Genomic DNA, 13,281 nt, shown 5'->3' on the forward strand with positions numbered 1-13,281 from the left:
ATGAGCCAGAGATTTTTTAAATATTACCGAATCATAGTATTTGCTTTTTTGTCAATACTATTGACAAATTGTTCAGGAGGCGATAACGATACTTCTGAGTCGGGCGGGGGAGAAACTGCTAATAATGAATTTAAAACACAACGTTTTACGATTGTTACTTTAAGTTCAAAAACAACTGCAAGTGCAGATGCAACTTACAATTGGACTAGCGAAACGGTCTCATCAGAAAATTATTCGTTAGCCAATACAACATCAAAAGAAGCCTTGTTTGCAGCAGCTGCAGAAGGAACGTATAAATTTAAAGTGGAAATTACTGATAAAGGAACCACACAGGAACAACAAGTTACTGTTGTTGTAACGGCAGAAACCAAAGAACTGAAAAACTACATCTCGAAAGTATTTGAATTTAAACCAGCTCCGGGACAATTTATCAATGATCTTCCAGCGGCAAATGATGGCGATACGGCAGAGAGAATATTAACAAGAGCCAATTCATATCTCGCGAAGAAAAGTGGAGATCTTATTTCGCTTGGTGCATTTGGAGGTTACGTGGTTTTTGGTTTTGATCACAGTATTGTAAATATAAAGGGCATACGTGATTTTAGAGTTTTAGGAAATGCTTTTTGGGCAGGAGCAAATCCAAATCCGAATGCTGAATTTAGAGGAGGAAGTAGTGAAGCAGGCGTAATAATGGTTTCTTACGACAAAAATAAAAACGGGCTTCCGGATGATGAATGGTACGAAATTGAAGGCGGAGGGCACAAAATGGAAAAGACTATTCGAAATTACGAAATTACGTATCACCGACCAGATCCTAATAAAATACCTGTTCCGGGTGGCGGAACGGGAACTGTTCTTTTTACTGATATGGAATATATCTACTGGAAAGACAATCAGGGAAAAGAAGGCTATCTAGCACAAAATAATGCCTATAATCATTCATTAGAATATTGGCCAAAATGGCTGAAAGATCAGGCAACTATCACTTTTAAAGGAACAAGATTACCGGATAATGCAGTAGATGAAAGCGGTAACGGAAGCTATTTTGTACAATATGCGTTTTTATATGGCTATGCCGATAATGCCCCAAACAACGATGACGATTCGGCCATAGATATTGATTGGGCAATTGATAGTAACGGAAAAAAAGTACAGCTTCCGGCTATTGATTTTGTAAAAGTTTACAATGGACTGAATCAGCAGGCAGGTTGGCTTGGAGAAACTTCAACTGAAATTATGGGAGCTACAGACCTGCATCTTTCAGGAGAAAATATTCCAACGCGATAATTATTAACTAGTATCAAATCAAATTATTATACCCGAATTATGAAAAAAAATGTTACCCGATTTTTATCACTGGCATTTGCATTCGCCTTTATAGGATGCAGTAGTGATAATGATAAAGCTGATGAAAATGCTAATACAATTGGCATTACACTTCAGGAAAAATATGAAACACCAACCTTTACGGTTTTAGATATTACAGCTTCTGATGCTGGTTCAACTGCTAAATATGAATGGATTATGATTAAAAATCCAGTCAATCAAGTCACAGATTCTGTTGTTGGAAACACGAAAGATTTACGATTTACGCCTATTTACGCCGGTTCTTATGAATTTACATTGAATGTAACTGCGGATAATAAAAAAGGATCAAAAAATACTATTGTGAATGTAACGAATGAAGTAACCAACTATAATCCGTACATCACACGCATTTTTGACTTTGATCCTGCACCGGGAATGTTTGCCAATGATATTTACAAAGATGGCAATTCTAAAGAAGATGTAATGAAAATAGCATTAGGAAGAATCAATGAAACCAATGTGGGTTATTTATTAGACTTAGGAGGTTTTGGAGGTTCTATTGTTGTTGGTTTTGATCATACGGTTGTTAATGTTTCCGGAGCAAGTGATTTTAGAGTTTATGGAGGAGATATTACGAATCCAACAGTACCAAAAGCAAATCCACCGGCACCAGGATTGATTTATGTGGCTTATGATAAAAATAAGAACGGAAAACCAGATGCCGATGAGTGGTATGAAATTATAGGAAGTCAGCACGCTAAAGCGAATACAATTAAGAACTTTAAAGTTACTTACCATAAAAAAGCTGCTGGAGAGCCTTTGGTTACAGGAAGTGCTCTTTTTTTAGATTATGAACACGTTTTTTGCGAAAATAATCAGGGAGAAACATATTACTTGGCAAGACCTAAATCTAAGAAGGAATTTTATCCTTTGTGGGCAACTCAGACTACAATTAGTTATGAAGGCCTGAAGCTTGATGTCGATTTCGCAGCAGCACGTGCTAATCAAACAACATTGTGGAATTCGACTCCTCCGGAATGGGGATATGTAAATGCCGTAAATCCAAATATTGATATTGACTGGGCAGTTGATAAAAACGGAAACAAGGCCAATCTTCCCGGAATAGATTTCATAAAAGTGGTTAACTGTGTGAGCGAACCAATGGGACTTTGCCAGCAACAATCTTCAATGGCAACTGTATTTGCAGGAGCTGCAGACCTTCATATATTAAAAAAGTACAATCTAAAAAAAGCAAATAATTAAGACGATGAAAAAGTATTTAAAGTATAGTTTATTTCTAATCGCTTTTGTTTCTTTTCATGCCTGCAGCAATGACGATTCAAAACAGGAAATAGTTACAGAAGAACCCGTAAAAGATCCAACAATTGCTATAAAATTAGCTTCAGAGTTTGCCGTACAAAACTATAATGTTACAGAAATAACTCCGGAAGTAACAATTGAAAATGCTAACGGAAAAACGGCATTGTACCAATGGTCAGTTAAAGTTTCAGGCAAAGATGGTGTTGCAAAAGATTCTGTTATCGGCGATAGCAAAACATTATTGTTTATTACGCCAAAAGCAAATAATTATGTGGTAGATCTTAAAGTTACAGTAGATAAAATTGTGAAAGAAGCTTCGACTAAAGTTACGGTTTCTGAAACCGGAAAAACTTATACTGCAAAAGCATTAAAACTTATCGATTTTTTACCTGCACCAAGCTATAATATTGGAAGTTACACCACAAAAGAAGAATCTCTACAGGAAACTCAAGTAAGTCTAAACGAGGGAGGTGCTGCTTATCTGGGAACATTTGGAGGATATATTGTCACTGCTTTTGACCATACCGTTGTTAATGCTTATGGTAAGCGTGATCTTAATGTTTTGATGGCAACCGGAACTGCTACCACAAAATATGCTCCTGTAAGTATAGCTGTAGCCTATGATGCAAATAAAAACGGAATAGCAGATGAAAACGAATGGTATGAAATCGCAGGAAGTGAATATTATAAATCTACAACGGTTAAGAATTATGAAATTACCTATCACAAACCAAATGCAAGTGCAAGTCCAATAGCGGGAGCTGCAACTTGGCAATACGACACAGCTTATCTTCCTTGGACAGATAACAAAAACGGATCTGGTACAATTACAAAAACCAATACACGCAGACGAAATAATTATTATCCGGCATGGGTAGGAGATACTTATACCTTAAAAGGAACAAAAGTATTTATACCAACAAAGGATGTAAGTGACGGTGCCGGAACAAGTTTTAACGTTGGAACTTTTGAATGGGGTTACGGCGGAATTAAAGATCCTTCGATAGATATTAGCTGGGCTGTAGACAAAGACGGAAAAAAAGTTCATTTACCGGGAGTAGATTTTGTAAAAGTTTATGTTTCAAGTTTTGCAGCATTGGGAGCCAACGATCTGCTGACAAGTGTTTTTCAGGAAGTATCAGACTTAAATTTCCCGAAGCAATAAATTTTAATGAACTAATTGGCGATAAGAACTATAATTAAAAATGCTTATATATAAATATTAACCTTAAATTTTATAAATCATGAAAAAAGTAGTTTATTTTTTGACATTAGGTTTGATGCTGGGCTTTTCGTCTTGCAGCAGCGACGATGAAGTTTTAAGTAATGAAACAGTTTCTACACTTAATAACTCAGGTAAAACAGCAAAAATAGCTGTAACAGATCCTTCTATAGGAACCACTACAACTCTTAATTTAACCAGCGCTTTGTTAAGCAGCGGTACAACAACGACAGGAGGAAAATATTGGGAGAATACGTATGTATCAAATACAAACTTAACGGTTGATATATTTAAATTTTCGCATACCGCAACATCTTCTGGATACAATTACTGGGACGGATTTATTGTTTCTAATGTAAATGATATTACCAATTATGCATCTGGTTCAGGATCTGGCGGATCTGATGGTTGGGTGCCTCATCAGTGGGGAGCTATGGCAGGAAGTGGCTTTGGAACTTCTTCTACAATTACGCCGGGAACACCAGGAACAACCGGAGATCCTTATATTGTAGCATATTGGTCAAGTTATTTAGATCCTCAAAATCCGGAAGGAAGTACTTTTAGCGAATCTAATTTTTCGAACTGGATTAAGATTGGAAATACAGGACTTTATGAAGTTAAAGGTTTAAAAATTAATATTCATCCATGGCCTTATTATGGTTGTCTTTATGGAGATGGATTCGCAAGAGCATTTACATCCGGAGACCATTTTGAGTTATTAATTTATGGAGTTGATGAAGATGGAGTAATTTCAGAACCTATTACACATTCTTTGGCAAATTATACCGGATCTTCTTTGGTTATGCCAACAGGTTGGGTAAATGTTAATACTACAAATTTGCATAACCTTGGAAATGTAAAATATTTAATATTCCAAATGGCTTCAACAGATTCAGATCCTATGTATGGAATAAATACAGCAGCTTATTTTTGTTTGGATAAACTTTCAGTACAACGTACAAACTAAATCAACAAATAGCAAAAGAGCCAATTTAATAATTGGCTCTTTTTTGTTTTAATAGAAATGAATAAACATAACTTTATCTTTTTCCTGATTATTTCTAATCATAAATTATTTAGGTAGTTTAGAAAGAAATGCAACTATATCTGCACCAATTTCTTTATAATGTGTCTCTAGCGCAAAATGCCCTGTTTTATAAAATTTAACCGTAGCATTTGGGTTATCTCTTTTGTATGCCTCGGCTCCTGCAGGAAGAAAATAAGGATCCTGATTGCCCCAAACTGCCAGCATCATTGGTTTTTTATCTCTAAAATAATCTTGAAATTTAGGGTATAATGCTACATTTGTTCTATAATCTTTTAAAAGATCAAGCTGAATTTCTGCATTTCCTGGACGATCCAAAAAATGCTGATCTAAAGTATACGTTTCCGGTGCGATAAGCGTAGGGTCAGAAACACCTTCATGATACTGAAACCAAGTTGATTCTTTAGTAACAAATGCCTTAAGCGCATCTCTGTTGGCTTGCGAAGGATCTTGCCAGTATTTCTGAATAGGATTCCAGCCAGTGCTTAAACCTTCCTCGTATGCATTACCATTTTGAGATATTATACCCGTAATTTTTTCCGGATTTGCAAGTACAAGTCTATAACCGGTTGGCGCACCATAATCAAATACATAAACAGCAAAACGTTTTAAACCAAGCTGATCGATAAATCCCTGCATCGTATGAGCCAGATTGTCAAAAGTATAATCGAATTTAAGATGATCCGGAGCGTCAGAAAAACCAAAACCAGGCAAATCTGGTGCAATCACGTGATACTTTTTACTCAGAATAGGAATCAGGTTTCTAAACATGTGCGATGAAGTAGGATATCCATGAAGCAACAATACTGTAGGAGCATCTTTAGAACCCGCCTCGCGATAAAAAATATTAAGATCGTTGACCTTTATATTGTTATAATGAATTGTCTCAGCTTCAGTTGAAGCTTTTTTTGCTTGCGCATTTACGAATATTCCGGGTAGGATTACGATTAGTAATATTGCTACCGATTTAATTATATTTTTCATGTTATCAATTGTTTAATACAAATTTACATTATACCTTTGATATTCAAAAACGATATATTGTGATGTAATTAATCACTAATTATGATGATATGAATAGTAATGATCTTAAAATATTTGAAGCTGCCGCAACACTAGGAAGCTTTACTAAAGCTGCGGAGGCGACTTTTACGGTACAATCTAATGTTACGGCCAGAATTAAAAATCTTGAAGAAGAATTTGGAGCTGAGCTTTTTAGAAGAGTTTCGCGAAAAGTAGTGCTTACCGAAGCTGGAGAAACTCTATTATTATATTCTAAAAAAATAGGACGATTGCTTGACGATGCAAAAAGTGATATTCAAAGCGTTGAACATATAAACGGAACGATAAGAATTGGATGTATCGAGACGACAATGGCACTTAAAGTTCCTGAAATTATTAGCAGTTTTGGAGAACTTTATCCAGCAGTTGAACTTGAATTTCATTCAGAAATGCTCCCAAAATTGATACGAGATGTACTTGACTATAAACTTGATGCAGCGTTTGTTGTCGCTCCAATGAATATTCCCGGTTTAGAACAGATTGTAGTTCGCGACGAGGAAGTTGTCATAATTGCTGCAGCAAATAATAACAAGCTTACTGATATATTAAAAGAAGATCCTTTAAAAATAGTTGTTTTTGATCAGGGTTGTTTTTTCAGGGCAAGACTAGAAACGTGGCTTGGTTCAAAAGGAATTCTGCGTTATAAAAGTACTGTACTTAATTCTATAGAAGGTATTATTAATTTTGTTGAAGCAGGTTTAGGCATTAGCATACTTCCGGCAGAAGTTATAAACCTCTATTACAGCAATCGAAATATAAAAACTTTTCCCATAAGCAAAGAATTATCTACAATGACCACATTGCTAATTTATAGAAATGATGAAATGCCTTCTAAAGCTTTAAAAGCTTTTTTAGATCAGTATCGATTAAATGATGAACAAGAAAACAGTAATTATATCCATTCTCCGGCTGCAGAATAATCATTTGGTAAATAGGTTAAATATTGAACCATTCTTGGGCTTTCACCATTATTAGGACTTGCACAATGAGGTAATCTATTGTCCCATATTATAAAATCGCCAGCATTGCCAATTATAGGTTCCGGTTGTAGTGTTTCAAGAGCTTTTTTTCTTGGGTTTTCATTTGGTTCAAGATTATTTAGCCAGTCATTTATTTTATTTTGAAATCCCGGAACACAATGAAAAGCACCATCATTTATGCCACAATCGGTAAGATAGAGAAGTCCCTGAAGCCCAAATGTAATGGGTAGTTTTAAACTTGTATCCCAATGCAGCGCGCTTCCTAAAAAAATAAAATTTTTATTTTGAGGCGGATTAAAACTTACTTTATCAATCGTTTTGTAAATTTTGGTTGAATTATAAAGCTGTTCATAGGCTTTTTTTATTCTAGGAGAAAATCTGTTTCTATTTAAGGTTTCATGGTCTGAAAAATTAAGCATTAATCCCTTTTGATTTTCGTGTCTTAAATACCAGGTTTCTTTTTTGTTGGGATCCATTTCTAGGAAATCCCAGATTGCTTTTTGTGTATTCTCGCAATCTTCTTTTGAAATAGCATTTTTTACAATTATGTAGCCATTTTTATTCCAAAATTCAAGATCTTCTTTTGAAAGAACATCATCTGTAAGATTTTCGAAATCTATTTTGTCGTTTTTCTTTCGGTTATTAATCCAAACTTTAAAATTTTCAAAATCAGGCTTTTCAGAATATAGAAATTGTAAAGTATCTTCCATACCAATACCAAATTCATATAAGATTTTCATTTCGTTATCCCAATTCTGAATATCTTCTAAAGTAGAAGTAGTGGAAGGATCTAATGTACGTTTCCATAGTTTTTCAAGAATATTCCAATGCATAGTTTTGAAGTCTTATTTTTCTAAAATATCAAGATTGATTAACTTTCGTAAGGCACAATAAATTTACAGATCATTTGCTAATAATTTACGGGTAATTATACTTGATTTTATATTTTTCGGGTTATGTAAATTGAGAGCAAATAGTAATGATTAATTAATATTAAGAATAAAATTGAAATGCTTTTTTTCTTCTATTTGTTAGAATTTAATTTCAGAAAAAATCTAAATCTATTTTCATTTATGAGAAAAATATTTTTACTACTATTAGCCTTGGTTTTACTCAATTGTAATGATGTTAAAAGGCAGGATAAAGGGATAGAAGTAAGTACAAAAAATAAAGCTGATTTAAAACAGTTTAAAAAGCCGGAAATATTCATCGGGCAAAAATCTTCAGAAGATTTTAATTCTTTTTTCAAATCTTTTTCTTCAGACAAGCAATTTAGAGTGGCTCACATTAAATTTCCTCTTGAGGGATTCAATTCAGATGAAAATGAATATAATTCAAAAAATAAACCTTATCACTGGGAAAAGGAAAACTGGCTTTTTTATTCAGAGGAAGATTTTGAAAATACGAAAAGTAAAGATGTGATAAAAACAGAAACAATTAAAAAAGATTCTACAATAATTTATAGAATCTATAAAGAAAATTCTGGATATGACATTCAATATGCTTTTAAAAAAATAGAGAATAAATGGAATCTTATATATTATTCGTATAAAAATTTATAAGAATATAAAATCAACCCGCCAGATAAAATATCCCGTAGGGATTATACTTAGATATTTTTTAGAACCAGCCTTATTTACTTAATGGGTAAATTATTAACTTAAATTTATTAATTAAAAAAATGATATATAAAGCATTAATATTTATCTCAATTTTGATAATTTGTTGTTCAAGTTATCAGAAAGAAAATAAATCAGTTTTTAAAGATGATGATATAATTCCTTGGTCAAATAAAAAATTGACCTGGGATGATTTTCAAGGTGTGCCAGATACCACTGAAGCATTTACGAAAGCTCTAACTCATTCTGTAATAAATTTTAAATATTATAACACTTATACTTATATTATTCAAACTAACTTTATTAAAAGCAAATCATGGACAGTAACTGCTCATAAGCAGACTTTGGATCATGAACAATTACATTTTGATATTACAGAACTCTATGCCAGAAAAATTAGAAGATCATTTGATAGCTTAACAGTAAAGAAAAATATTAGTAGTAAAGATTTTAATGAAATTTATAATTTAAACATTAAAAAATGTAATTCTTATCAGGATCTTTATGACCATCAGGTTTATGGAAATAATGTTAATCAGCAGAAATGGATCAAAAAGGTTGGTGCTGAATTATTAAAATTAAAAAAGTACGAATATATTTTAGAAGAATAAGTTTAAATAAATTAGTTAAACAAAAAATCCCATTTCATAATAGAAATGGGATTTTTTTATGTTGTTAATGAAACTTTTTTAATTATCACAAAAATCACCAATTTGCTTTAAATGTCTTTCAGTTTGGTATTTATTAAAGTTATCCCATTTTGGAGGAAAACTTGTTTTTTGCCCGCACATAGAATCCAGACAAACATTATTGTCTTTGTACATATCATGTAAAACAGCCAGAATTTTAAAGAAAAATTCATCTAACATTATAATCGTTTCAAATTCAGCTTTTAGTGCATTATAATTACTGTCTGATGGATTTAATAATTGTAATAAATCTAAAACTTCTTTCTTTTCTTCTTCATTGATTTCAGTTGCATAACCCATTTTTAAAGTTTTAAAAACTAAGTTATTCCAGGCTTTACTATCATGTCCCCATTGAACATCAGGTAAATTTAAAGAATGCTCACAAATAAGAATTATAGAAAAAAGAACATCATTTAAATATTCTGCCGGAAATTCATCAAAACTTCTGAATTCAAAACCACTTTGGTACATTTTTTCCTGATTAAAATCAAGACCAACTTCAGATAGCATTTCATATTCCATTTCAGCTTCAATCTGATCGCGCCACCAAATGTTTTCCTCTTTTTCAAATTTTAGCAATTTTCTAAAATTATCAACATTATAGGTTAAAATTTTACCTTTTGGCATCGCTTTATTGTACGTTCCTACGCCAATATAACGCGACATTGCATTTCGCATAGAACCCAGAGTAAATTTTTTGTCTAAACTGTATTTATCACTTATTACGCCCATAATATCAGGACTTCCAAGTGTTGCAATGAAAAAAGGCTCAAACCACTGCAATAAATAAATAGCGTTGGCATGTGTTTTTTCAAAATCAGTATAATCAACAATTCTGCTGTCCTCCGTTAATGATGGTAAAGTAATATGAAAATGATACGTTCCGTTATTAAACAAAACCAGGTTTTCCTGATTCGTCATAAACATATTAAGCCCATTGTTGTAATCAGGAAAATTTAGTTTTCCATTCAATACAGACGATTCGTTGATTTTATCAAGGAATAATTTTTTGGTAGCTTTTAATTCTTTACAAGAATCTGCAATTGTACGGTTTTCAAAATATTTAGTTACAAACTCGATAGAATCTCCATCAAAATGTACAGAACCCATTGTTTTATTTCTTTGGGTAATCATACTTTGAATATTATACGGCTGATCTTCAAGGAAAAGTTCCATGATCGATTTTCCAAGATATTCAGGATTTTCAAGTGGTTGTGCGATCACCTCACCATTTTCTGTATCAACCAATGGTTTTACAGGCGATAATGTTTTGTGTTGGTAATTAATATCCAGTTTTTCCAGCGAATGACTATTCATCATTCGGCTCACTTTATAATTTTCTTTCAAGCTAAAAGCTTTCTTCAAAATAGGAGCTAAACTTTCTGGTTTATAGCATTTTCTGTAGTCAATACTATATTTTTCAAAACCAATTTTTTCTTGTATAAACTCACCAGAAACTATTAAGGATTCTTCAAATTGCATATAGGTTTCGTTTTCTAATCCAATTCCCCAATAATATTTTTTTGTCTGATTGTCTTTCATTTATACTTGCTTTCTTTTTTAAGGTTATTATAGTTGTAAAGTCATTATTTTTTTAATCGAAATAGGAACCTAATTAGTTAAAATTAGAGACAGAAAACCTATAACGGATTAAGCATTATCGCCTCCATTATAAAAGTTTTTAGTTTACTTTTAAAAATATAGGAATTTATATTTTAGAAATTTTGCACTTGTATCGACTTAATGACAGATTAAAAAGTAAAATTTTATATTGGGGTAATAAAACTACTATTGTTATTAATCTCTTTTATATCAATAATTTAGGCAGAAGAATGGCGCAATCACAATTTTTGACATCCTTATTTTTTCTAAGTTGCAAAAGTAGTTTATTATTATCGTATTTGCAAGTGCTTAACAAGCTGATAATCAATATTTTTTTTTGAATGTTAGCGCAAATTATTGAATTGTATTTTTATTCATGGTAATAAAAGACATGAGAGGAATATAACTCGTCATTCCACCAATCTTTTCTAACTTCTGAAAAGTAATTATAATTAAGTTTTCCTGCTTGAGATTGTAGCGGATATACTACTTTGTTATTTTCGCGATACGCTTTATGTAAATCTGTTTCAGGAACAACAGGAACAATATGTCCGGAAAGTCCTTTTTCTTTTCTTTTGGCACAAATCATTCCAATTCCGCCATTAGTATTTACTTCATTCTGAATTTCATCAACAGAAAACATTCTTTTCCATCCAAAACTGGCTCCCCATTGTAAAAACCAATCGTGTATCGCGCTTGAGTAAATACGATCTACAGTTTCTTCAAAAATGGCTTCAACTTCTTGTCCATTTAATATCTTTTCAAGAGATTCGTCTGTCCACCAAACCGTCGGGAGATACACTTTAGAGAAATAACAATAATCATAAGAGTATACATTGCAATAGGTATCTTCTACAGTTCTTTGATATCTGATGTTTTGTTCAACATCCAATTTATCAATAAGTTGGTGAATGCTTTCTTTTTTACTCGCAATAGTAGTCAAATCTCTAAACGGAATAGTGGAATCCGCGATAGGTTTTTCTTTCATTTCCATAGAATCTAATCGAGATTCAGGATCTGGTAATAAATCGGCTTTTTTTATTTGACTATTCGGTATCGGATTATCATCCAATTGTACCGATGCTACTGATACGGTAGATTCTTCCATCTTAACTGCTTAAAATTATCTGGTTTTATGTTATAGAAATTAACCATTATTACAACATATTATTGTGAACCAAAAAGTAAATATAGTTATTTAACTTTCTAAAGGCTTACGAATAAAGACAAATTATAGAAAATAAGAATCGAATTAACACAAAAAGGCAAACTATAAGTTCGCCTTTTTGTGTTTGAAACAGTTAAGTTCAATAACTATTTGTCTTCGTTGTCATTATTTTTCTTTTCATCATTTGAAATCACATGTTGCTTATTTGCAATTTCTTCCTGACTTAAAGTGTTTTGTGACTCAACATATTTACTATTTTCCGGATTTTTAAGATCTTCAATAAACTCTTCCTTATATTGATATGGATCTTCGTCTCTCGCATAATTGTCATTATCGACAAGAGTATCTTGTTCTATATAATCAGGATCACTTTCTCCAAATTCTAATTTATCTTCCTGATTTGGTTTTTGTTCATATTGATTTTCATTTAATATATAACTTCCATCAATAAGCGTATTTTGATCAATATAATCAGGATCTGTCTGACCATATTCGTGGTTGTTTTGCTTTTCCATAATATTGCTTTTTTTTAAAATTATAATTTCTAACTCTTCAATTTTCTTCTGATTTTGAAGAACCCAAATTCGATATATTACAAATTTACTTTAGATGAATACAGAACTTATTACAGAAAAATAAAGTATAATTGCATAATTAATAGCTGGTTATCCAATAACTTAAAATTGATACAAATGATAAAATTTAACTATGCCGATTTTGAAATAGTAAAAAATATTGCTTTATCATTCCCCAATACCGAAGAAGGAATTTCGCACGAAGGAACGCCATCAGTAAAAGTTCGCGGTAAATTAATGTGCCGACTTCATGACAGCGGAGAATTTATTCCTATTCGGTTAGATTTTGAAATACGGGACAAGTATCTGGATAGTCATCCCGAAATTTTTCATTTGCCCGACCACTTTAAGGCGTATCCTTATATCTGTATGTGGCTGCATAATTACGATCGGAAATTATTAACCGAAATACTTGAACAGAGTTGGAAAGGCCTTTCAACTAAAAAACAAGTAATTGAATATAATGAAAGAAAAGCCGCAAATAGTGGAAGATAAATAGTATTGACATAAATTTTTAAAACCTTTTTTATTTTAAATATCAAGACCTCCATAATAAAATAGCGAAATAAAATAAAATTACAAATCAGTTTGTTTTTAATTCGATGATTTATAGTGATTTATATTTATGGTATATTCATTGTTTATTAGTAAATTTAATTATTGTCTTTAATAGTCTTTTATAGAACTCAAA

General features: G+C 32.1%; 13 protein-coding genes. 8 read left to right on the plus strand and 5 right to left on the minus strand.

What is annotated here, in order from left to right:
• The 4 genes from GKZ86_RS05770 (at window position 1) to GKZ86_RS05785 (ending at window position 4,817) form a co-directional block, all read left to right on the plus strand.
• On the plus strand, window positions 1-1,287 hold the full coding sequence (locus GKZ86_RS05770) for a cell surface protein (protein ID WP_154782150.1): 1,287 nt from the start codon (window positions 1-3) through the stop codon (window positions 1,285-1,287).
• A 39-nt stretch (window positions 1,288-1,326) separates the two neighbouring features.
• Window positions 1,327-2,571 carry a hypothetical protein gene (locus GKZ86_RS05775; protein ID WP_154782151.1) on the plus strand — a complete coding sequence of 415 codons (1,245 nt, stop codon included), beginning with the start codon at window positions 1,327-1,329 and terminating at the stop codon, window positions 2,569-2,571.
• A 4-nt stretch (window positions 2,572-2,575) separates the two neighbouring features.
• On the plus strand, window positions 2,576-3,793 hold the full coding sequence (locus GKZ86_RS05780; RefSeq protein WP_154782152.1) for a hypothetical protein: 1,218 nt from the start codon (window positions 2,576-2,578) through the stop codon (window positions 3,791-3,793).
• Between the two features lie 79 nt (window positions 3,794-3,872).
• Complete coding sequence (locus tag GKZ86_RS05785; RefSeq protein ID WP_154782153.1) at window positions 3,873-4,817, plus strand: DUF4465 domain-containing protein; 945 nt, start codon at window positions 3,873-3,875, stop codon at window positions 4,815-4,817.
• Window positions 4,818-4,922: 105 nt separating this feature from the next.
• Here the strand turns inward: GKZ86_RS05785 and GKZ86_RS05790 are convergent, their stop codons facing one another.
• Window positions 4,923-5,879, minus strand: a complete 957-nt coding sequence (locus GKZ86_RS05790; protein WP_154782154.1) for an alpha/beta fold hydrolase — start codon at window positions 5,877-5,879, stop codon at window positions 4,923-4,925.
• An 89-nt stretch (window positions 5,880-5,968) separates the two neighbouring features.
• Here GKZ86_RS05790 and GKZ86_RS05795 point away from each other — a divergent pair, with 89 nt between their 5' ends.
• Window positions 5,969-6,877, plus strand: a complete 909-nt coding sequence (locus GKZ86_RS05795) for a LysR family transcriptional regulator (RefSeq protein ID WP_154782155.1) — start codon at window positions 5,969-5,971, stop codon at window positions 6,875-6,877.
• Here GKZ86_RS05795 and GKZ86_RS05800 read toward each other — a convergent pair.
• Window positions 6,850-7,770 carry a phytanoyl-CoA dioxygenase family protein gene (locus tag GKZ86_RS05800; RefSeq protein WP_154782156.1) on the minus strand — a complete coding sequence of 307 codons (921 nt, stop codon included), beginning with the start codon at window positions 7,768-7,770 and terminating at the stop codon, window positions 6,850-6,852. The genes GKZ86_RS05795 and GKZ86_RS05800 overlap by 28 nt on opposite strands.
• Before the next feature lie 240 nt (window positions 7,771-8,010).
• On the opposite strand from GKZ86_RS05800, the gene GKZ86_RS05805 reads away from it, so the two are divergent.
• Together GKZ86_RS05805 and GKZ86_RS05810 are read left to right on the plus strand one after the other, a co-directional pair.
• Window positions 8,011-8,499, plus strand: a complete 489-nt coding sequence (locus GKZ86_RS05805; RefSeq protein ID WP_194632452.1) for a hypothetical protein — start codon at window positions 8,011-8,013, stop codon at window positions 8,497-8,499.
• A gap of 119 nt (window positions 8,500-8,618) precedes the next feature.
• Window positions 8,619-9,167 carry a hypothetical protein gene (locus GKZ86_RS05810; protein ID WP_154782158.1) on the plus strand — a complete coding sequence of 183 codons (549 nt, stop codon included), beginning with the start codon at window positions 8,619-8,621 and terminating at the stop codon, window positions 9,165-9,167.
• A 78-nt stretch (window positions 9,168-9,245) separates the two neighbouring features.
• Here GKZ86_RS05810 and GKZ86_RS05815 read toward each other — a convergent pair whose 3' ends face one another.
• The 3 genes from GKZ86_RS05815 to GKZ86_RS05825 form a co-directional block, all read right to left on the minus strand.
• Window positions 9,246-10,787, minus strand: a complete 1,542-nt coding sequence (locus GKZ86_RS05815; protein WP_154782159.1) for a hypothetical protein — start codon at window positions 10,785-10,787, stop codon at window positions 9,246-9,248.
• Window positions 10,788-11,217: 430 nt separating this feature from the next.
• Window positions 11,218-11,955, minus strand: coding sequence for a hypothetical protein (locus GKZ86_RS05820; protein ID WP_154782160.1), 738 nt, complete (start codon window positions 11,953-11,955; stop codon window positions 11,218-11,220).
• 206 nt (window positions 11,956-12,161) lie between these two features.
• Entirely contained in the window at window positions 12,162-12,530 is a 369-nt protein-coding gene (locus GKZ86_RS05825) for a hypothetical protein (protein ID WP_154782161.1), read from the minus strand.
• A gap of 177 nt (window positions 12,531-12,707) precedes the next feature.
• On the opposite strand from GKZ86_RS05825, the gene GKZ86_RS05830 reads away from it, so the two are divergent.
• Entirely contained in the window at window positions 12,708-13,085 is a 378-nt protein-coding gene (locus GKZ86_RS05830) for a hypothetical protein (RefSeq protein WP_154782162.1), read from the plus strand.
• Window positions 13,086-13,281: the final 196 nt, after the last annotated feature.

Origin of the sequence: Flavobacterium sp. LC2016-13 (assembly GCF_009707955.1) — a bacterium.
GTDB lineage: Bacteria > Bacteroidota > Bacteroidia > Flavobacteriales > Flavobacteriaceae > Flavobacterium.